This is a genomic window from Streptomyces sp. NPDC020801, assembly GCF_044334385.1.
In the GTDB taxonomy this organism is placed as follows: Bacteria; Actinomycetota; Actinomycetes; order Streptomycetales; family Streptomycetaceae; genus Streptomyces.
Genome location: NZ_JBIRST010000004.1, coordinates 162,151 through 179,336, shown reverse-complemented (window position 1 = coordinate 179,336; position 17,186 = coordinate 162,151). Strand labels below are relative to the sequence as shown.

The window sequence follows — 17,186 nt, the reverse complement described above, 5'->3', positions numbered from 1 at the left end:
TTACGTTTCCGGGGCCGCTCGCGCGCAGAGGCCGCGCCCTCTCGACCCGATCGATTGTCAGTGCCCGGTACGGAAATTGAAGGAGGGTCACCAGGTGCGCGAGGGGTACCGTCCGCGGACACCAGTGATCCGAACCCCCTGGTGGGGAAGGGAGGTTGGGCGCGCGGGAGCCGCACGCGCGCGAGCGGCCGCGACAGCCGTGGCCATGACCCGTCCGTGCCGTGCGCCCGCGCCCGGTGCGGGCCGCCCGGTGGCGACGGGGGTGCTCCGGAGGGCGGTGGAAGTGATCGAAGTCACCCGGTGGGTTCCTCCCTCGACCAGGGAAAGCCGGGCACTCCGGGCGCCCCCTCGGGGAAGACCCCGAGACCTGGGACCGCTTCTCCACCCAGGGGAGTAGTCCCCAAGTCACGGCTCATCCTCCGGGAGGCCCGGCAATCGGTACGAGGGCATGACGACCGATACCCGCCGCGCGCCTAGATTTGAGGTCAAGCGGCGGGTGCAGCACTCGTCCCCCGAGGTCAGACACCCGCCGCTGCCAACGACAACCAAGACGGTCGGGAGAGGGACCATGGCCCACACGGCACCGCGGGCGCTGCTCCGCGCACAGGGACGCCTCGCGCGCACCCGCCGCACGGGCCGCCGCCACCCCCTGGTGGCGACGCTGATGGCCCTTCCCCTGGCGGCCCTGCTCCTGCTCGTCTTCGACGGCTGGAACACAGTGGCCACACAGGCGTCGTCCGTGGGTGTGATGCTGGGGCGCTGAGCGGCGACCCCAGGCCCGGAAGAGCGGTCCGGGCGGGGACATCCACCCATGAAACCCCGTGGGGACGGGGGTGCGGCGGACGGCAAAATGCCGGCGCAGCTGGGGAGCTGCGCCGGCATTGCTCTGCCCGCGCGGACTGCGGGTGGTCGTGCCCGCGTCTGCGAATGTCGTGCCTGTCTGTACCTGCGAACTTCCGGGAGGTACCCGAGGGGGTACGGAACGGCTGCCTCGGTGGGGTACGGAACGGCCGGGCGGCCCTCCCGCTCACGTAGGCTCTCGGTCGCCGCCGTCCCCCAGGGAGCCCCGTGACAGCCGACGCCCTGCTGCCCGAACTGACCGCGCAGGTCGAAAGGGCGGCCCACACCGACGTGAACGGCTGCGCCTGCGAGGCGACCGTCCTCGCCGACCGCCCCGACGCCGCAGTCGTCCGCCACGCCGGCATCGTGGCGAAGGCCCACGCCCCCGCCACCGACCCCACGGAACTCGCCCTCCGCCTCACCGTGGCGGCCCGCCTCCCCGGTATCCTCCTGCCCCCGCTCGGCCCGACCCCCACCCCACTCCACGACCGCCTCGTCACCTTCTGGCCCTACGGCACCCCCGTGGACCCCGGCACCCCCGACGCCGCGCCCTGGGAAGCCGCCGCCACCCTCCTGGCCCGCCTGCACCGCAGCCCCGCCCCAGCCGCGCTGCCCCACATGCGCGGCCCCGTCAAGGCCGCCCGGGCCATCGCCCGCCTCCGGGCCGCCCCGGCAGCCGGCCGCCACCCCGCCCGGCGCCCCGTCCTCCACGCCTGGGCGGCCCTCCCGCCCTGGGCCCGCGCCGAGGCCCCCATGCCGGACTCCGGCACCCTCTGCCACGGCGACCTGCACCTCGGCCAGCTCCTCCGCCACCCGGCTCCGGACGGTCCCTGGCTGCTCATCGACGTCGACGACCTCGGCACCGGCGTCCCCGCCTGGGACCTGGCCCGTCCGGCGGCCTGGTACGCCTGCGGACTGCTCCCGCCCGACGAGTGGACCCGCTTCCTGACCGCCTACCGCGCGGCCGGCGGCCCGGCCGTCCCCGCGTACGGCGACCCCTGGCCCGCCCTGGACGTCCCGGCCCGTGCCCTCACCGTGCAGACCGCCGCCCTGGCCGTCGCCAAGGCGATCGGGGCGGACCGCCCGCTGGACGAGGTCGAACAGGCCGTGGTGGACGCCTGCGAAAGAATGAGTCGGGTCCCCCCGGAGTTGGCCGGCGGTCCGCCGAAGTAGGGTGCAACCGACCGCAGCCGGACAGAGTCTGTCCTGGCGATACCCGAAGCAGGACCGACCGGCGAGGAGTTGAGCCGACGATGCAGTGTCCGAAGTGCCATGCGCCGATGCACACCTACAACCGCAACGGCGTTCAGATCGAGCAGTGCAGCGGCTGCCGCGGCATATTCCTCGACTACGGCGAGCTGGAGGCGCTGACCCGCCTGGAGTCCCAGTGGTCCCAGCCCACGCCGCCCCCGCCCGCCCCGCAGGCCTACCCGACCCCGCCGGCCCCGGCCTGGGGCGCCGCGCACGGCGGCCACCACGGCGGCGGCCACGGTCACTACAGCCACCACCGGCACAAGAGCTTCGGCCACATGCTGTTCTCCAGCTGAGCTGCGGGCCGAGCCCATGGCTCGGCCCGTGGTCCCGCCCGTGGTCCGGCCACGAAGAAGCCCCCGGCCGTACGAGACGGCCGGGGGCTTCGATGTGTGTGGACGATACTGGGATTGAACCAGTGACCTCTTCCGTGTCAGGGAAGCGCTCTCCCGCTGAGCTAATCGTCCTCGGGGCCGCGATCACTCCGAAGAGCCGATCACGGACACTGCGTGCGCGATACTGGGATTGAACCAGTGACCTCTTCCGTGTCAGGGAAGCGCTCTCCCGCTGAGCTAATCGCGCGGGTCGAAGCCCTGAGGCTCCAGTGGACGATACTGGGATTGAACCAGTGACCTCTTCCGTGTCAGGGAAGCGCTCTCCCGCTGAGCTAATCGTCCTTGGAGGTGGAGACGGGATTTGAACCCGTGTAGACGGCTTTGCAGGCCGTTGCCTCGCCTCTCGGCCACTCCACCAGGAGTGCGGGGGACCCGGGGGACCCCTCTTCCTTCGAGCGGACGACGAGGCTCGAACTCGCGACCTCAACCTTGGCAAGGTTGCGCTCTACCAACTGAGCTACGTCCGCCTGTCGTTTCGGATCGCTTGCGCGTCCCGGCGACGTGTTGAACTCTAGCGGATTCCGGTGCCAGTACAAAAACGCGTTTGTGCAGCGTGCTGCGCTGCGTCCACGGGAGGACCTGGTCAGGCACCCGGGAGGACACCCCCGGGACGGCCGCGCGGCACCCGCCATAGACTCGACGGCGTGCTCGACCTGCCTCCTCTCGCCCGCTTCGGTGGCCGGCTGGCCACCGGCCTGACCGACGTCACCAGCGACCCCGCAGCCCTCGACTCCACCGGCTTCTGGGCGGTGGCCGCGGACTACGAGGGCAGGCTGACCTGCGCCCGCTTCCGGGACGTACGGCAGGAGCCCGTGCCGGCCCCGGCGCCCGGCCGGTGGCGGGGCCCGGCCACCGGCGACTGGACGTCGTCGCTCGACCGCGCCGCGTACACCGCGGGCGTACGGCGCATTCGCGAGCACATCGCGGCCGGCGAGGTCTACCAGGTCAATCTCTGCCGCGTGCTGTCCGCGCCGGTCGTGCCCGACGCGGACGTGGACGCCCTGACCGCCGTACTGGCCCGCGGCAACCCGGCGCCGTACGCCGGAACGATTCGGCTGCCCGGGCACGGCGTGGAGATCGCCACCGCGTCCCCCGAGCTCTTCCTGCGCCGTGCCGGCCGGACCGTCGAGTCCGGCCCGATCAAGGGCACCGCCCGCACCGAGGCCGAACTCCTGGCGAAGGACCACGCCGAGAACGTGATGATCGTGGACCTGGTCCGCAACGACATCGGGCGCGTCTGCGCCACAGGCAGCGTCACCGTCCCCGACCTGTGCGCCGTCGAAAAGCACCCCGGCCTGGTCCACCTCGTCTCCACGGTCCGCGGCGAGCTGCGCGCCGACGCCGGCTGGCCGGAGCTGCTCGACGCCGCCTTCCCGGCCGGCTCGATAACCGGCGCCCCCAAGTCGAGCGCACTGCGGATCATCGACGCCCTGGAGAGCGCGCCCCGCGGCCCCTACTGCGGCGGCATCGGCTGGGTCGACGCCGACCGCGGGACGGGCGAGCTGGCCGTCGGCATCCGCACCTTCTGGATCGACCGGAGCGCCGACGGCACGGCCGTGCTGCGTTTCGGCGCCGGCGCCGGCATCACCTGGGACTCCGATCCCGAGGGCGAGTGGCGGGAGACCGAGCTGAAGGCGGCCCGGCTGCTCGCGGTAGCGTCGGGCACGTACGAGGACACCGGAGAGGGACTGTAGACGTGAAGATCTGGCTCAACGGCGGGTTGCAGGACATCGAGTCCGCCCGCGTCTCCGTCCTCGACCACGGGCTCACCGTGGGCGACGGCATCTTCGAGACGGTGAAGGCGGCCGGGGGAAGGCCCTTCGCGCTCACCCGTCACCTGGACCGGCTGACCCGCTCCGCCAAGGGCCTCGGACTGCCCGACCCGGACCACGACGAGATCCGCCGCGCCTGCGCCGCCGTCATCGAGGCCAACCCGATGCCCCTCGGCCGGCTGCGCATCACCTGCACCGGCGGCCACGGCCCGCTCGGCTCCGACCGCGGCGACCAGGGCCCGACCGTGGTGGTCGCCCTCGGAGAGACCACCCGCCGTCCCGACTCCACCGCCGTGGTCACGGTCCCCTGGACCCGCAACGAACGCGGCGCGCTCACCGGCCTGAAGACCACCTCGTACGCCGAGAACGTGGTGGCGCTCGCCCGCGCCCACCAACGCGGCGCCTCCGAGGCCCTGTTCGGCAACACGGTCGGCCAGCTCTGCGAGGGCACGGGCTCCAACGTCTTCGTCGTCCTCGACGGTGAGATCCACACCCCGCCGCTCGCCTCCGGGTGCCTGGCCGGGATCACGCGCGAGCTCGCGATCGAGTGGACGGGCGCCAAGGAGACCGAGCTGCCGCTGGACGTACTCCAGCGGGCCGATGAGGTCTTCCTCACCTCCACGCTGCGCGACGTCCAGGCCGTGCACCGTGTCGACGGCCGCGAACTGCCGGTCGCGGTGGGCCCGGTGACCGCCAAGGCCATGCGGATCTTCGAGGAGCGGGCCGGGAACGACCTGGACCCGTAGGACCGGGGAAGGTCCGCGAAAGCGCGGAAATGAGGCTGACGCGGGGACCGGTGGGGGGTAGAACAGCCCTGATGACCACGACCCTGCGGCCGGCCGAGCCGCTTCAGCACCACGCCGACGGGACCCGTTCGCGGCGCTACCGGGTGTGCGTGAACAGCCGTCCGGTCGGAGTGATCCACCTCGCGACACACCCCGTCTTCGGGCCGGCCGTCGCCCGGATCCTCGATCTGAGCATCGACGAGCCCGACCGCCGCCGGGGCCGTGGCACGGTGGCCGCGCTCGCCGCCGAGGAGGTGGCGCGCGGCTGGGGGTGCAAGCGGATCGAGACCGCCGTGCCCGCCGGTTCGCCCGCCGCGGTCCGGCTCGTCACGGCACTCGGCTACGTCCATCGCAACCGCGGCATGGAGAAGCGGCTGGACGCCACCGCGCCCGAACTGCCCGCCGGCAGCCGGGGCCGCCCGCTGACACAGGCCGAGTACGGACCGTGGCTCGAACACGGCAAGGCCACCTACGCCCAGAGCTGGATCGGCCGCGGCGTGCCCCCGGAGCAGGCGTGGGCCAAGTCGGAGGACGACCACGCCCGGCTGCTGCCCCAGGGACCCACGACACCGGGCATGGTGCTCAGCGTCCTGGAACACGAGGGCACTCCGGTCGGCACCCTCTGGATCGCGATCACCGAGGACAAGGCCTTCGTCTACGACGTCGAGGCGGACGAGCGGTTCCGTGGCCGGGGCCACGGCCGCTCCCTGATGCTGCTGGCCGAGGCGCAGGCGGTGGCCGCGGGCCGGCGCGTCCTGGGCCTCAACGTCTTCGCGGGGAACACCCCGGCGGAGCGGTTGTACGAGTCGCTGGGCTACGAGCCGGTCCGCTACTCCCTGTACAAAGAACTGCTCTAGGCGGGGACGGGGCACAAGGAACTGCTCTGGGCGGGGACGGGCGGTCCGTCTCTCCCCGCTCGGCGCGGCCGGTCAGTCCTCCTGCCCGCGCTCGGCCAGCAGCCGGTCCGCGATCTCCTCGACGCGCTCGCGCAGCCCCTCCTGGCTCTTGCCGCCGTCCAGGAGCTCACCGCCGACGACGTACGTCGGCGTACCGGACACTCCGATGGCCTTGCCCTCGGCCTGGTCGGCGTCGACGATCAGGATGTGCCGCCCGTCGATCAGCGCGGTGTCGAACTCCTCGGCGTCCAGGCCCAGTTCGCGGGCCACCTCGACCAGGAGGGGTTCGCCGGCCCGGTCCAGTTCCTCGACCCGGCCGAGCACCGCCTCCACGTACGGCCACAGCCGTCCCTGTTCGGCGGCCTCCTCGGCGGCCTGCGCGGCGGCGAAGGCGTACTTGTGCTTCTCCAGCGGGAAGTGCCGCAGCCGCAGCTCCAGCCGGTCGCCGTAGCGGGCACGCAGGGCACGCAGGTCGGCCAGCGCGGCGCGGCAGTCGGGGCACTGGAGCTCGCACCAGACGTCGAGAACCGGGGCAGGGGTGCGGGCGGGGGAGGAGTCGCTCATGGGCCCAGTCTCCCAGGCCCGCCTCGGGGCACCCAATCCGGATCATGCGCGGCCCCGGCCGGCGCCCCTGAGGGAAGCGGCACCACCGGCACCTGCGGAGGAGGTGACCCGGAGATGTCCCTGATGTCCGCCCGGAGCATGGCCTCCCGGGGCCGGGGCGGTGCAGGATGGAAGGGACGAACTGCCCGAGCCGGTGAGCGCTGCCTGGAGGACCGGATGATTGCCGAGACCGTCTGTTCCGCCGTCTCCGCGGCCGGCCTGGGCATCGCCGCGGTCACGGCGTACCGCAGGCGTTTCCTTGCCGCGGCCCGCATCGCGGCCTACTCACTCGTCCCCGTCGGCCTGGTGATGACCGGGATCGTCGGCTGGCTGTCCGCCACCGCCCTCAGCCCGACCGCCTGGGCGGGCTTCGCCCTGCTCGGCGGCGCCTGGCTGCTCCTGGCGTCGACACGTGCGGTGGAGCGCCGCCGCGGCGGGACGCGCAAGGAGCGCAGGGCGGCGGCCCGGGAGGCGGGACCGGAGGGGGTGGCTCCGGCGCCCTCGGCGCCGTCCCTGGGCCCGGCCACGCGCCCGGCGGCCCGGCCGTCCGCGCGCCCGGCGGCCGCGCCGCGCACCGGGGACGACTTCAGCGACATCGAGGCCATCCTGAAGAAGCACGGCATATGACGGTCGCTTGACGGCCGGAACCGACACAGGGTGTCCGTGGTGTGCCCGGAAGCGTTCAGGACCCGGCCCGAACCGAAACGAAGATCACGAAATCCGGCGAACTGCCGTGCATTCCGGGCGTGTTGATCACACGGCCGGTGCCGGGTGCGTCATCATCGCCGCGAGATGGTGGACACGACACAGAGCGAGGCCGCGCCGCAGCAGGACGAGCCGCGCGGTTGCCTCTTCGCCCTTTCCCAGCCGCCGCTGATGATCTTCCTGGCGGTGATCGGGTGTCTGCTGCTCATGGCTGCGTTGCACGATCTGCTGTTGCTGTGAGCCGTACCGTGGGTCCTCGGCGCCACCCGCCGGGGACCGACGACACAGTGGGTCCGCGGCCTCGCCGAGCTTCCCGGGGTCAGCCCGTGGCCTCCTTGCGGCGTGCCCGGTAGGCGGCCACGTGGAGCCGGTTGCCGCATGTCCGGCTGTCGCAGTACCGCCGCGAGCGGTTGCGGGAGAGATCGACGAAGGCGCGCCGGCAGTCGGGGGCCTCGCAGCGCCGCAGCCGCTCCTGCTCCCCGGCCACCACGAAGAACGCCAGGGCCATTCCGCAGTCCGCCGCAAGATGGTCGGCCACAGAGGCGCCGGGGGCGAAGTAGTGCACATGCCAGTCGTAGCCGTCGTGGTCCGTGAGCCGGGGTGTGGTGCCGGCCGCGGCGACCAGCTCGTTGATCATCCCCGCGGCCGTCCAGGCGTCCGGGGCGGCGAAGATCCCTGCGAACCGGCCACGGATCCTGCGCACCGCCGAGACGTCGAACTCCGAGAGCACCCCGACATCGCTCATTTTGTGGTTTCGCACGAAGTGCTCGAGCGCCGCGATGTCCGCCAGCCCGTCCGGCGCCGAGTCGTCCTCCGGCGCGGTGTTCACCAGATCCACCACGGTGTCGAGCGCGCACCGGGTGTCGTGGGTGATCAGCACGTTTCGCTCCCTGGCCTGGGGATCGGGCACACGCCCGCCGATGCAGGCCGATGGTAGTGGCTTGGCCGTCACCCGAGCAGCGCCGCACACGCGGTTCGGCCAAGGGCGTACCCCTGTGTCCCGGACCGGGCGGCGATGGCCACCCGTACGTCACCGCCGGCCACGGACGGCTGCGGCGAACGCACTGGCACCGGCCCCGGTGAGGGGCCGGTGCCGGCGCATCCCATATGCGGTTGTCCTGGCCCGAGCCGTCTCCCCGAGTGGACGGCAACGGGCAGCTTGAAGGGCCTCGCCGGGCCTGACGTCAACTTTCCGCGAGGATGTGCGAGAGCTCCTGATCCAGATCGAAGTGGCGGTGTTCCGTGCCGGGGGGCACGGCCGCGTCCGTTCGCTTCAGGAAGGACTCCAGGGCCCGTGCCGGGGCCTCGAGGAGGGCTTCGCCCTCCGGAGAGCTCAGGGCGATGCACACGACGCCCTGGCCATGGCTGCGCGACGGCCAGACACGGACGTCGCCGGTCCCTGTGGGACGGTGAAGCCCCTCGGCGAGGAGGTCGCGGGCGAACACCCACTCGACGGTCTCCTCGGCTCCGGTGTGGAAGGTGGCGTGCACGGCGTAGGGGTCGGCCGTGTCGTACCGCAGGCCTGCGGGGACAGGCAGGGAGGACTCGCTCGACACAACGAGGCGCAGGTGCAGCTCGCAGCTGACCGTGGTGTTCATAAGCGCCAGGGCCTTTCGCTCAGTGTGCGCTCGGGGATTCGCACGTCGGCGAAATCGACATGCCACCTACGGTGCCGTTGTAAACCCCTCTGAGTGTTTTGCCTGGCTTTAGGTAACTCTTCCGGCCGAGAACCTGTTCGCGAGGTACGCCCATTACGGTGACTTGTTTCTCTCCGGTAGGGTTCTGTGTATGAATACGGGGAGTGACGAGCCGGGCGAGGTTGCCATGGCGTCGGACGGATCGAAGGGCGAGGCGGAGGCGGAAGAAGCGCAGGACCGGCGCGGGCTGGGCTCGCGGGCGCCGGAATTCGTGCGGTCACGCCGCGTGCTGCACCTCAGCTGGCAGGTCGGGATCTTCGTCGTCGGACTCGCCGTCGTCGGCGCCGGCATTGTCATGCTCCCGCTGCCCGGGCCGGGCTGGGTGGTGATCTTCGGCGGCATGGCGATCTGGGCGACCGAGTTCGTCTGGGCCCAGCTCGTGCTGCGCTGGACCAAGCGCAAGGTCACCGAGGCGGCCCAGCGCGCCCTCGACCCGAAGGTGCGCCGTCGCAACATCATCCTGACGGCGACCGGCCTGGTGATCGTCGCGGTCCTGGTCGGGATCTACGTCTGGAAGTTCGGCCTCGCCATGCCCTGGAACATCAGGAACCAGTGAACCGGGCGGCTCCGGCCGGGTGGCCGGGCCGGGTGCGCGTCTCCTGCCGGGCCTTTGGCGGCCCGTGGTCCCGGGCATCCCCTGACATGCGGTAATGTTCTTCATGCGCCCGGGCGATTAGCTCAGTGGGAGAGCGCTTCGTTCACACCGAAGAGGTCACTGGTTCGAACCCAGTATCGCCCACCCGGAACCGGCGGCCCGTCTGCGATCGCGCAGGCGGGCCGCCGTCGTCTGCGCGTCGGACGGAGTCTCGCCCCGGGCCCCGGCTCCCCCCTGTGCCCGCCGTCCCATCGGCCGCCCGGCCCCGCGTTTCCTCACCCGCGGCGACCGATCGAGTCCACTCCGCCGTGTCCCGACGGGGCGCCCTGTGGGCAGCAAGCGAACCTTGAGTCTTGAGACGCGACGATCCTGAACGGCCGGGGCTTCCGCGGCCGCGCTCGCACTCCGGCCACGGCCGGGTGCCGTGGTGAAAGCGGTTCGGGGAATGCGGCGGTGACGATCCGTTACTCGTCATGGAGCGCCGAGGAACGCGTCAAGAGGATCAACCAGACCATCGCGCTCTTCGCGAAGAAGTACCCGAAGAGCAAGGTGAAGACGGACTTCCCGGACCAGGTCTCTTTCTGGGAGGAGTTCCAGGCGCAGGCCTGTGGCGGATATCCCCCGGTTGTTTTCCAAAACGCCGTCACTTTTCTTCGGAGGTAGGACAAGAGGAGTGTCCTGCTCGATCTCCGATCGCAGATCGACGCCGGCGTTCCGGGGCTGGACGACTTCCGCGCCGGTGTCACCGGGCCGACGAGGGCGACGGCGGGCAGTTCGCCGTTCCGGCCGGCTCCAGCACCGTGGTGTGGGTGAGCGGCAGAATGGTCTGCCGGAAGGCGCGCGTCGAGCCGCACCGGCCACTCGCGCCTCGACGCCTGCGCCGCCGTGCAGACCGGCGATGCTGCGCTCGCCCGGCGCGCCTGGACCGGGTTCTGCGGCTCCGACGGCCCTGGTCGCCGGTGGGCCTCGCAGCCGGCCGATGGGGGAGCGCCGCCTCACGGGCGGCGGCGCTCGCGCATCAGTGTGGTCCGCGTCACGCCGCACGGCATGAGTACGCGTACTCAGATGCCGGGGAACCGGGGGTGGCCCGGGCAGACTGAAGGGCCATGGACTGGACCCGCTACCGCTTCCGCAGCCTGTGGGCCCTGCCCGCGCCGCCCGCCGCCGTGTACCTGGCGCTGGAGCGGGTGGAGGACTATCCGCGGTGGTGGCGGCAGGTGCGCGGGGTGACCCGGCTCGACGGCACGACCGGCGTCATCCGCATCCGCTCCCTCCTGCCGTACGACATGACCTTCACCGCGCGGGAGGTGCGCCGTGACCCGGCGGCCGGCGTGCTGGAAGTCGCGATGAGCGGGGACATCGACGGCTCGGCGCGCTGGACGCTCACCGCCCACGGGACCGGCACCCTCGCCCGCTACGACCAGGTCGTCGACGTGCGCAAGCCGCTGCTGAGACGGCTGGCCGTACCAGGACGGCCCCTCTTCCGCGCCAACCACCGGCTGATGATGCGGGCCGGGCGGCGCGGACTGCTCCGGTACCTGGAAGCGGTTTGAACGAAGCGTGCGGGGGCCTGTATTGTTCAGTGCGTTCCCGGGCGATTAGCTCAGTGGGAGAGCGCTTCGTTCACACCGAAGAGGTCACTGGTTCGAACCCAGTATCGCCCACCGGGAAAGAGCCGGTCCGCAGCAGCGGACCGGCTCTTCTGCTGCCATGGGGGAACGTCGCGGGCGTGATCGTCTTCGGCGCCGGCCTCGCGCTGTGACTGCGGGCCTGGGAACTGCTCCGGCGCACCGCCGGGGGCAGCGCCCGGTGGCGGCGGACCGGGGCCTTCCGGCGCTGCCTCGCCGACCCCTGCGCCTGCCGGGGCGGGGAACCGCTCGACGACGACCGGGTGCGGCTGTACCCGGCGTTGGGCGGTCGCCCTCGGCCTCGGCTCCGCCCGACGGCAATCCGTCGAGGCAGCCGCCGTCCCCGCCCGGCACCGGTCCTCGCCGGTGGTGCGGTTCGGGCCCGCACCGCCGTAGGACTCGGTGCCGCCTCCGTACGCTCGCGCACCGCGCCCTCCTCGAGCAGCCCGGGCAGCTCCTGCGGCAGGAGCCCGGGCGGCTGCGACGGCGGGGTCGGCGGTGGCGCGGGCGGCGTGGCGGAGGTTCCCGGTGAACCTTTCCGGCCCCAGCACTAGGCCGCCATCGGCAACTCCGGCCGCAGTGGCCATGCCTGATCCACCGTCTCCTCCGATCCGGTGCGCGCGAACCACGCCTGGAGACCGCGCGCCTGCGCCGCGTGCCAGCCCACCTGAAGCGTGTGCAGCTCGGTCGGCGTCAGCCGGTCCAGCCGGGTCGCGAAACGGCGCCCCAGAGCCCGTACGACCTCCAGCGCGGCCAGCGCGTCCGCTCCCGCGTCGTGCGCGCCCTGGAGGACCACCTCGTAGTGCGCGCACAGGTCGGTCAGCGTGCGGCGGCCCTTGCGGTAGCGGTCCAGATGCTTGTCCAGCACCCGCGGATCGAGCACACACAGCGGCGACGCCTCGAACCAGCGCTCCAGCGACGAGGCCCGGTGTCGGCGCAACTCCCGGTCCAGCAGCGTCAGATCGAACGGCGCGTTCATCACGACCAGCGGACGGCCGAGCGCGGCCTGCTCCGCGAGCTCCTCGGCCATCTCGTACATCACCGGGGCCGGCCAGCGCCCGTTGCGCTGCAGATGGTCCTCCGTGAGCCCGTGCACCGCTGTCGCCTCCTCAGGCACCGGCACCCCCGGGTTCACCAGCCAGCGGGCCATCCGCGGCCGGGCGCCCGGGGCGTCCTGGACGACGACGGCGGCCGACACGATGCGGTCGGTCTCGACGTCGACGCCCGTGGTCTCGGTGTCGAAGGCGGCCAGCGGCCCCTCGTACCAGCAGCACGTCATGTAGACCACAACTCCTCGCTCACCCAAGGCAGCTGACGCACCGTCTTCTGCCCGTTTGGTGATACCCGGGCTGTTTGCGCCGTACGCCGGAAGGACACAACAGGAGTACGGGTCTTTGCAGTTCACAGGCCCGCGGCGGGAATGCACCCGACACTGGTTTCGGTGTGGAAGGCTGTTGGCCATGGCGATTGCGCAGCCCGAGCGGGGCGGGCTGCTGCCCGAGCGTGCGGGCACCCTGCGCGGCACACTCGCCACCACCGCCTGCATGGAGACACTGCAGGTGGGATATCTGCACGCGGTCGCCGCGGCGGCCGGCTGCTCGCTGTCGCAGCCCTTTCCCGACAACGGCATCGACTGGCACGTCAGTCACAGCGCCCCCGGGCACACCGTCGACGACGAGGTGACCATCAAGGTGCAGCTGAAGTGCACGTACCAGATCCCGCCCAACCCCCCGGGCCGGTTCTTCTCCTTCACGCTCGACAACGCCCACCTTGCCAAGCTCGCCCGCACCCCGGTCTCGGTGCACAAGATCCTGGTCGTGATGATCGTGCCGCGTTCCCCGGACCAGTGGCTGCGGGCCGGCCACGACCGGCTCGACCTCAGGCACTGCTGCTACTGGGTCAACCTCGCCGGCCATCCGGTCACCGGCCGGCACCGCACCACCGTGCGGATACCGACCTCGCGCATCTTCGACGACCGGGCCCTGTGCGAGATCATGACGCGGGTAGGGACGGGAGGCAGACCATGACGCACCGCCCCCTCGACGAGCCCCTGCGGCCGGTGCGGCCGCACCCGGTCGACGCTCCCTGGAACCGGCCCCCCGACCCCGCCGCCGTCGACCCGGCCGTGCTGGGCGCCCTGCTGCGCCGGCACGGCTGGCAGCGGCGCGGCGGCGCGGCCGGACGCTACGGCCGCTGGACCCCGCCCGGCCCGGGGGGTGCCGGAACGAGCCTGCTGGTGCCCGAGAGCCGTGCCTTCCCCGACAGCGAGGACCTGCTCGGCGAGGCGCTCGACGCCCTGGCCCGCAGCGGCACGCCGTCCGCGCGCGAGGTGCTGGTCGCGCTCTGTCTGCCCAGCGACGAGATCCGCTGGTGGCGGGACGTGCCGGGCGGGCCGGCCGACGCGGCGCCCTGGACCGTCGAGGAGCGGCTGCGCTCCGCCGCCCGGCAGATGCTGCTCGCCGCCGCGCTCGCCACCCGCGCTCGGGCGGGCTACCACGGCGCCCGGCACCGGCGCTCGGCCACCGCCTGTCTCGAGCACGTTCTCGTCGGCTCCGCGGCCGACGGCCGACGGCTGACCGCCTTCGTGCCGGCCGATCCCGGACGGCCGCTCGCCGTGCGGCTCCACCAGGCGCTGTACGCGGTGCGCGAGGCCATCGACTACCAGCGGGCCACCGGCGGCATGGACGCCTTCGACGGAGCCGTCCCGGCGGGCGCCAGCCGTGAGCTCACCGAGGCCCTCGTCTCGCTCGTGCGCGGCACGGAGGGCGCCCGGATCGCGGTCGAGTGGGCGCCCGCCGCCGGCATACCCGAGGACTGCGTGGCCGCCGCCGAGGCCGTCGAGTTCTCGCCCGGCGATTTGCCCGTGCTGCGCGAGGCGGGGGCCCGCTATCTGCGCGCCGAGCCGTCGGTGCCCGTGCGGCTCACCGGCACGGTGGTGCGGATGCGCCGGTCCGAGCCGCGCGGCGAGGGCACCGTACGGCTGCGGGTGATCGCCGGCGCCGAGGTGCCGTACGTGCGGGTGAGCCTGGAGGAGGAGGACTACCGGATCGCCGGGCACGCCCACCTGGTCGGCCTGCCGGTGCGGGTGCTCGGGAGGCTGGAGAGCCGCGGCGGCTTCCGCCGGCTCACCGGTGCCTCCGGAGTCGTGCCGGTGCACGTGGACGACGAGGAGCGGGACCGGCTGATGAAGTCGATGCAGGAGAACGCGGAGGACACCGACTACTTCGAGGAGGCGTGCGCCGGGGACGACTGCGACTGAGTGCGGACGGAGGGCGAGCGCGGACCGAGGGTAATCGTTTCGCGGTCGGCGGCCCCGAATCGGTACGATCCCAGTCATGCGCGCGCTCCCGGTATGGCGCCGCACCCCACCTGCAGTCAGGAGAGACCGGTGTCAGACGTCCGTGTGGTCATCCAACGCGATTCCGAGCGGGAAGAGCGCGTGGTGACGACGGGCACTACGGCCGCCGACCTCTTCGCCGGCGAGCGCTCGATCGTCGCCGCGCGCGTGGGCGGAGAGCTCAAGGACCTCACCTACGAGGTGGCGGACGGCGAGACCGTCGAGGGCGTCGAGATCTCCTCCGAGGACGGCCTGAACATCCTGCGCCACTCCACCGCGCACGTGATGGCGCAGGCCGTGCAGGAGATCTTCCCCGAGGCCAAGCTGGGCATCGGCCCGCCGGTCAGGGACGGCTTCTACTACGACTTCGACGTCGCCCGGCCGTTCACGCCCGAGGATCTCAAGGCCGTCGAGAAGAAGATGCAGGAGATCCAGAAGCGCGGGCAGAGGTTCTCCCGCCGGGTGGTCACCGACGAGGCCGCCCGCGAGGAGCTGGCCGACGAGCCGTACAAGCTGGAGCTGATCGGCCTCAAGGGCTCCGCCTCCAGCGACGACGGCGCGGACGTCGAGGTCGGCGCCGGCGAGCTGACCATCTACGACAACCTGGACGCCAAGACCGGCGAGCTGTGCTGGAAGGACCTCTGCCGCGGTCCCCACCTGCCCTCCACCCGCCTCATCCCGGCGTTCAAGCTGATGCGCAACGCGGCCGCCTACTGGCGCGGCAGCGAGAAGAACCCGATGCTCCAGCGCATCTACGGCACCGCCTGGCCGTCCAAGGACGAGCTGAAGCAGTACCTCGACTTCCTCGCCGAGGCCGAGAAGCGCGACCACCGCAAGCTGGGCAACGAGCTGGACCTGTTCTCGATCTCCGACCAGATCGGCTCCGGCCTCGCCGTCTTCCACCCCAAGGGCGGCACGATCCGCCGGGTCATGGAGGACTACTCGCGCCGCCGCCACGAGGAGGAGGGCTACGAGTTCGTCTACACCCCGCACGCGACGAAGGGGAAGCTCTTCGAGACCTCGGGCCACCTGGACTGGTACGCCGACGGCATGTACCCGCCCATGCAGCTCGACGAGGGCGTGGACTACTACCTCAAGCCCATGAACTGCCCGATGCACAACCTGATCTTCGACGCGCGCGGCCGCTCCTACCGCGAACTGCCGCTGCGCCTGTTCGAGTTCGGGACCGTGTACCGGTACGAGAAGTCGGGCGTCGTGCACGGCCTGACCCGCTCGCGCGGCTTCACCCAGGACGACGCGCACATCTACTGCACCCGCGAGCAGATGGCCGAGGAGCTCGACAAGACGCTCACCTTCGTGCTCAACCTGCTGCGCGACTACGGTCTGACCGACTTCTACCTGGAGCTGTCCACCAAGGATCCGGAGAAGTTCGTCGGCTCGGACGAGGTGTGGGAGGAGGCCACGGAGGTCCTGCGCCAGGTCGGCGAGAAGCAGGGTCTGGAGCTGGTCCCCGACCCGGGCGGCGCCGCGTTCTACGGCCCGAAGATCTCCGTCCAGGTCAAGGACGCGATCGGCCGCACCTGGCAGATGTCGACGGTCCAGCTGGACTTCAACCTGCCCGAGCGGTTCAACCTGGAGTACACGGCCGCGGACGGCTCCAAGCAGCGCCCGGTCATGATCCACCGCGCGTTGTTCGGCTCCATCGAGCGCTTCTTCGCGGTCCTGCTGGAGCACTACGCGGGCGCGTTCCCGGCGTGGCTGGCCCCGGTGCAGGCGATCGGCATCCCGATCGGCGACGCGCACGTGGACTACCTCCAGAAGTTCGCCGCGGCCGCGAAGAGGAAGGGCCTGCGGGTCGAGGTCGACTCGTCCTCGGACCGGATGCAGAAGAAGATCCGCAACGCACAGAAGCAGAAGGTGCCGTTCATGGTCATCGCGGGCGACGAGGACATGGCGAACAACGCCGTCTCCTTCCGCTACCGCGACGGCTCCCAGGAGAACGGCATCCCCCTCGACGAGGCCATCGCGAAGATCGTGAAGGTCGTCGAGGAGCGGACTCAGGTCTGAGCCGCGCTACCGACAGCGGCTGTGGGCGGCCCCCGGTGATCTCATCCCACCGGGGGCCTTGCCCTGTGCCAGGGCGTGAAGCCATATGCTGCCTAGCATGACGAGTGAGCCGGAGCAGCAGATCGGAGTGGGGACGCAGGACGCGTTCCAGCGCCTGTGGACGCCCCACCGGATGGCCTACATCCAGGGCGAGAACAAGCCGACCGGTCCGGGGGTCGGCGACGGCTGCCCCTTCTGCTCCATCCCGGCCAAGTCCGACGAGGACGGCCTGATCGTCAAGCGCGGTGAGCAGGTGTACGCCGTGCTCAACCTCTACCCGTACAACGGCGGGCACCTGATGACCGTGCCGTACCGGCACGTCGCCGACTACACCGACCTCACCGAGGCGGAGACCGCCGAGTTGGGGGAGCTGACCAAGCAGGCCATGACGGCCCTGCGCACCGCCTCCGGCGCCCAGGGCTTCAACATCGGCATGAACCAGGGCGCGGTCGCCGGAGCCGGCATCGCCGCCCATCTCCACCAGCACATCGTGCCCCGCTGGGGCGGCGACACCAACTTCATGCCGGTGGTCGGCCACACCAGGGTGCTGCCGCAACTCCTGGCCGACACCAGGAAGATGCTCGCGGAGGCCTGGCCCGCGTAGCGGAACCGGGG

19 protein-coding genes and 7 tRNA genes are annotated in these 17,186 nt (G+C 71.8%); 17 read left to right on the top strand and 9 right to left on the bottom strand.

The genetic code is table 11. The annotated features are described in order from the left end of the window. Positions 1–568: 568 nt before the first annotated feature. The 3 genes from ACH4UM_RS10620 to ACH4UM_RS10610 all read left to right on the top strand — a co-directional run bounded on the left by ACH4UM_RS10620 (position 569) and on the right by ACH4UM_RS10610 (position 2,387). On the top strand, positions 569–763 hold the full coding sequence (locus ACH4UM_RS10620; protein WP_398176221.1) for a hypothetical protein: 195 nt from the start codon (positions 569–571) through the stop codon (positions 761–763). 305 nt (positions 764–1,068) lie between these two features. Beyond that, the gene (locus ACH4UM_RS10615; RefSeq protein WP_398176219.1) at positions 1,069–2,013 is read left to right on the top strand and encodes a phosphotransferase family protein; all 945 of its coding nucleotides are present in this window, start codon (positions 1,069–1,071) and stop codon (positions 2,011–2,013) included. An 80-nt stretch (positions 2,014–2,093) separates the two neighbouring features. Further along, positions 2,094–2,387 (top strand): zf-TFIIB domain-containing protein, encoded by a 294-nt coding sequence (locus ACH4UM_RS10610; protein WP_398176217.1) that lies wholly within the window; start codon positions 2,094–2,096, stop codon positions 2,385–2,387. A 99-nt stretch (positions 2,388–2,486) separates the two neighbouring features. On the opposite strand, the gene ACH4UM_RS10605 is transcribed toward ACH4UM_RS10610, so the two are convergent. The 5 genes from ACH4UM_RS10605 to ACH4UM_RS10585 all read right to left on the bottom strand — a co-directional run bounded on the left by ACH4UM_RS10605 (position 2,487) and on the right by ACH4UM_RS10585 (position 2,953). After that, positions 2,487–2,558 (bottom strand) — tRNA-Val (locus tag ACH4UM_RS10605). A gap of 43 nt (positions 2,559–2,601) precedes the next feature. Beyond that, positions 2,602–2,673: transfer RNA gene (locus ACH4UM_RS10600), tRNA-Val, on the bottom strand. Positions 2,674–2,696: 23 nt separating this feature from the next. After that, positions 2,697–2,768: transfer RNA gene (locus ACH4UM_RS10595), tRNA-Val, on the bottom strand. 1 nt (position 2,769) lies between these two features. Further along, a tRNA-Cys gene (locus ACH4UM_RS10590) sits at positions 2,770–2,843 on the bottom strand. A gap of 37 nt (positions 2,844–2,880) precedes the next feature. Further along, positions 2,881–2,953, bottom strand: a tRNA-Gly gene (locus tag ACH4UM_RS10585). Positions 2,954–3,130: 177 nt separating this feature from the next. On the opposite strand from ACH4UM_RS10585, the gene ACH4UM_RS10580 reads away from it, so the two are divergent. The 3 genes from ACH4UM_RS10580 to ACH4UM_RS10570 all read left to right on the top strand — a co-directional run bounded on the left by ACH4UM_RS10580 (position 3,131) and on the right by ACH4UM_RS10570 (position 5,900). Then, on the top strand, positions 3,131–4,180 hold the full coding sequence (locus tag ACH4UM_RS10580; RefSeq protein ID WP_398176215.1) for a chorismate-binding protein: 1,050 nt from the start codon (positions 3,131–3,133) through the stop codon (positions 4,178–4,180). Positions 4,181–4,182: 2 nt separating this feature from the next. Further along, on the top strand, positions 4,183–5,004 hold the full coding sequence (locus ACH4UM_RS10575) for an aminotransferase class IV (protein WP_398176213.1): 822 nt from the start codon (positions 4,183–4,185) through the stop codon (positions 5,002–5,004). Positions 5,005–5,075: 71 nt separating this feature from the next. Further along, positions 5,076–5,900, top strand: a complete 825-nt coding sequence (locus ACH4UM_RS10570; RefSeq protein ID WP_398176211.1) for a GNAT family N-acetyltransferase — start codon at positions 5,076–5,078, stop codon at positions 5,898–5,900. Positions 5,901–5,972: 72 nt separating this feature from the next. Here ACH4UM_RS10570 and ACH4UM_RS10565 read toward each other — a convergent pair whose 3' ends face one another. Continuing rightward, positions 5,973–6,503 (bottom strand): DsbA family protein, encoded by a 531-nt coding sequence (locus tag ACH4UM_RS10565; protein WP_398176209.1) that lies wholly within the window; start codon positions 6,501–6,503, stop codon positions 5,973–5,975. A gap of 216 nt (positions 6,504–6,719) precedes the next feature. Here ACH4UM_RS10565 and ACH4UM_RS10560 point away from each other — a divergent pair, with 216 nt between their 5' ends. Continuing rightward, positions 6,720–7,169, top strand: a complete 450-nt coding sequence (locus ACH4UM_RS10560; RefSeq protein ID WP_398176207.1) for a hypothetical protein — start codon at positions 6,720–6,722, stop codon at positions 7,167–7,169. Positions 7,170–7,334: 165 nt separating this feature from the next. Next, the gene (locus ACH4UM_RS10555; protein ID WP_189707182.1) at positions 7,335–7,487 is read left to right on the top strand and encodes a hypothetical protein; all 153 of its coding nucleotides are present in this window, start codon (positions 7,335–7,337) and stop codon (positions 7,485–7,487) included. 79 nt (positions 7,488–7,566) lie between these two features. On the opposite strand, the gene ACH4UM_RS10550 is transcribed toward ACH4UM_RS10555, so the two are convergent. After that, on the bottom strand, positions 7,567–8,127 hold the full coding sequence (locus ACH4UM_RS10550; RefSeq protein WP_398176205.1) for a CGNR zinc finger domain-containing protein: 561 nt from the start codon (positions 8,125–8,127) through the stop codon (positions 7,567–7,569). A 304-nt stretch (positions 8,128–8,431) separates the two neighbouring features. Continuing rightward, positions 8,432–8,845 (bottom strand): SsgA family sporulation/cell division regulator, encoded by a 414-nt coding sequence (locus tag ACH4UM_RS10545; RefSeq protein WP_004002642.1) that lies wholly within the window; start codon positions 8,843–8,845, stop codon positions 8,432–8,434. Between the two features lie 190 nt (positions 8,846–9,035). On the opposite strand from ACH4UM_RS10545, the gene ACH4UM_RS10540 reads away from it, so the two are divergent. The 5 genes from ACH4UM_RS10540 to ACH4UM_RS10520 all read left to right on the top strand — a co-directional run bounded on the left by ACH4UM_RS10540 (position 9,036) and on the right by ACH4UM_RS10520 (position 11,203). Beyond that, positions 9,036–9,500, top strand: a complete 465-nt coding sequence (locus ACH4UM_RS10540; RefSeq protein ID WP_398176203.1) for a TIGR02611 family protein — start codon at positions 9,036–9,038, stop codon at positions 9,498–9,500. 111 nt (positions 9,501–9,611) lie between these two features. Continuing rightward, positions 9,612–9,683: transfer RNA gene (locus ACH4UM_RS10535), tRNA-Val, on the top strand. A gap of 309 nt (positions 9,684–9,992) precedes the next feature. Further along, positions 9,993–10,202, top strand: coding sequence for a hypothetical protein (locus ACH4UM_RS10530; RefSeq protein WP_398176201.1), 210 nt, complete (start codon positions 9,993–9,995; stop codon positions 10,200–10,202). Positions 10,203–10,645: 443 nt separating this feature from the next. Then, positions 10,646–11,092: an SRPBCC family protein gene (locus ACH4UM_RS10525; protein ID WP_398176199.1), complete on the top strand. Its 447-nt coding sequence runs from the start codon at positions 10,646–10,648 to the stop codon at positions 11,090–11,092. Positions 11,093–11,131: 39 nt separating this feature from the next. Then, positions 11,132–11,203: transfer RNA gene (locus ACH4UM_RS10520), tRNA-Val, on the top strand. Between the two features lie 514 nt (positions 11,204–11,717). On the opposite strand, the gene ACH4UM_RS10515 is transcribed toward ACH4UM_RS10520, so the two are convergent. Then, positions 11,718–12,446, bottom strand: coding sequence for a 3'-5' exonuclease (locus ACH4UM_RS10515; protein WP_398176197.1), 729 nt, complete (start codon positions 12,444–12,446; stop codon positions 11,718–11,720). 181 nt (positions 12,447–12,627) lie between these two features. On the opposite strand from ACH4UM_RS10515, the gene ACH4UM_RS10510 reads away from it, so the two are divergent. From ACH4UM_RS10510 to ACH4UM_RS10495, 4 genes are all read left to right on the top strand, one after another. Further along, positions 12,628–13,194 carry a DUF4365 domain-containing protein gene (locus ACH4UM_RS10510; RefSeq protein WP_398176195.1) on the top strand — a complete coding sequence of 189 codons (567 nt, stop codon included), beginning with the start codon at positions 12,628–12,630 and terminating at the stop codon, positions 13,192–13,194. Further along, positions 13,191–14,426, top strand: a complete 1,236-nt coding sequence (locus ACH4UM_RS10505; protein WP_398176193.1) for a hypothetical protein — start codon at positions 13,191–13,193, stop codon at positions 14,424–14,426. The genes ACH4UM_RS10510 and ACH4UM_RS10505 overlap by 4 nt, the downstream gene beginning before the upstream one ends. 129 nt (positions 14,427–14,555) lie before the next feature. Next, the gene (gene thrS / locus ACH4UM_RS10500) at positions 14,556–16,532 is read left to right on the top strand and encodes a threonine--tRNA ligase (protein WP_398176191.1); all 1,977 of its coding nucleotides are present in this window, start codon (positions 14,556–14,558) and stop codon (positions 16,530–16,532) included. A gap of 85 nt (positions 16,533–16,617) precedes the next feature. Next, the gene (locus ACH4UM_RS10495) at positions 16,618–17,175 is read left to right on the top strand and encodes an HIT family protein (RefSeq protein ID WP_398176189.1); all 558 of its coding nucleotides are present in this window, start codon (positions 16,618–16,620) and stop codon (positions 17,173–17,175) included. Positions 17,176–17,186 lie beyond the last annotated feature (11 nt).

Coding starts and splice junctions, on each gene's coding strand:
- ACH4UM_RS10620 (WP_398176221.1), top strand. CDS start 569: ATGGCCCACACGGCACCGCGGGCGCTGCTCCGCGCACAGGGACGCCTC.
- ACH4UM_RS10610 (WP_398176217.1), top strand. CDS start 2,094: ATGCAGTGTCCGAAGTGCCATGCGCCGATGCACACCTACAACCGCAAC.
- ACH4UM_RS10570 (WP_398176211.1), top strand. CDS start 5,076: ATGACCACGACCCTGCGGCCGGCCGAGCCGCTTCAGCACCACGCCGAC.
- ACH4UM_RS10565 (WP_398176209.1), bottom strand. CDS start 6,503: ATGAGCGACTCCTCCCCCGCCCGCACCCCTGCCCCGGTTCTCGACGTC.
- ACH4UM_RS10560 (WP_398176207.1), top strand. CDS start 6,720: ATGATTGCCGAGACCGTCTGTTCCGCCGTCTCCGCGGCCGGCCTGGGC.
- ACH4UM_RS10555 (WP_189707182.1), top strand. CDS start 7,335: ATGGTGGACACGACACAGAGCGAGGCCGCGCCGCAGCAGGACGAGCCG.
- ACH4UM_RS10545 (WP_004002642.1), bottom strand. CDS start 8,845: ATGAACACCACGGTCAGCTGCGAGCTGCACCTGCGCCTCGTTGTGTCG.
- ACH4UM_RS10540 (WP_398176203.1), top strand. CDS start 9,036: ATGAATACGGGGAGTGACGAGCCGGGCGAGGTTGCCATGGCGTCGGAC.
- ACH4UM_RS10525 (WP_398176199.1), top strand. CDS start 10,646: ATGGACTGGACCCGCTACCGCTTCCGCAGCCTGTGGGCCCTGCCCGCG.
- ACH4UM_RS10515 (WP_398176197.1), bottom strand. CDS start 12,446: ATGACGTGCTGCTGGTACGAGGGGCCGCTGGCCGCCTTCGACACCGAG.
- ACH4UM_RS10510 (WP_398176195.1), top strand. CDS start 12,628: ATGGCGATTGCGCAGCCCGAGCGGGGCGGGCTGCTGCCCGAGCGTGCG.
- ACH4UM_RS10505 (WP_398176193.1), top strand. CDS start 13,191: ATGACGCACCGCCCCCTCGACGAGCCCCTGCGGCCGGTGCGGCCGCAC.
- ACH4UM_RS10495 (WP_398176189.1), top strand. CDS start 16,618: ATGCTGCCTAGCATGACGAGTGAGCCGGAGCAGCAGATCGGAGTGGGG.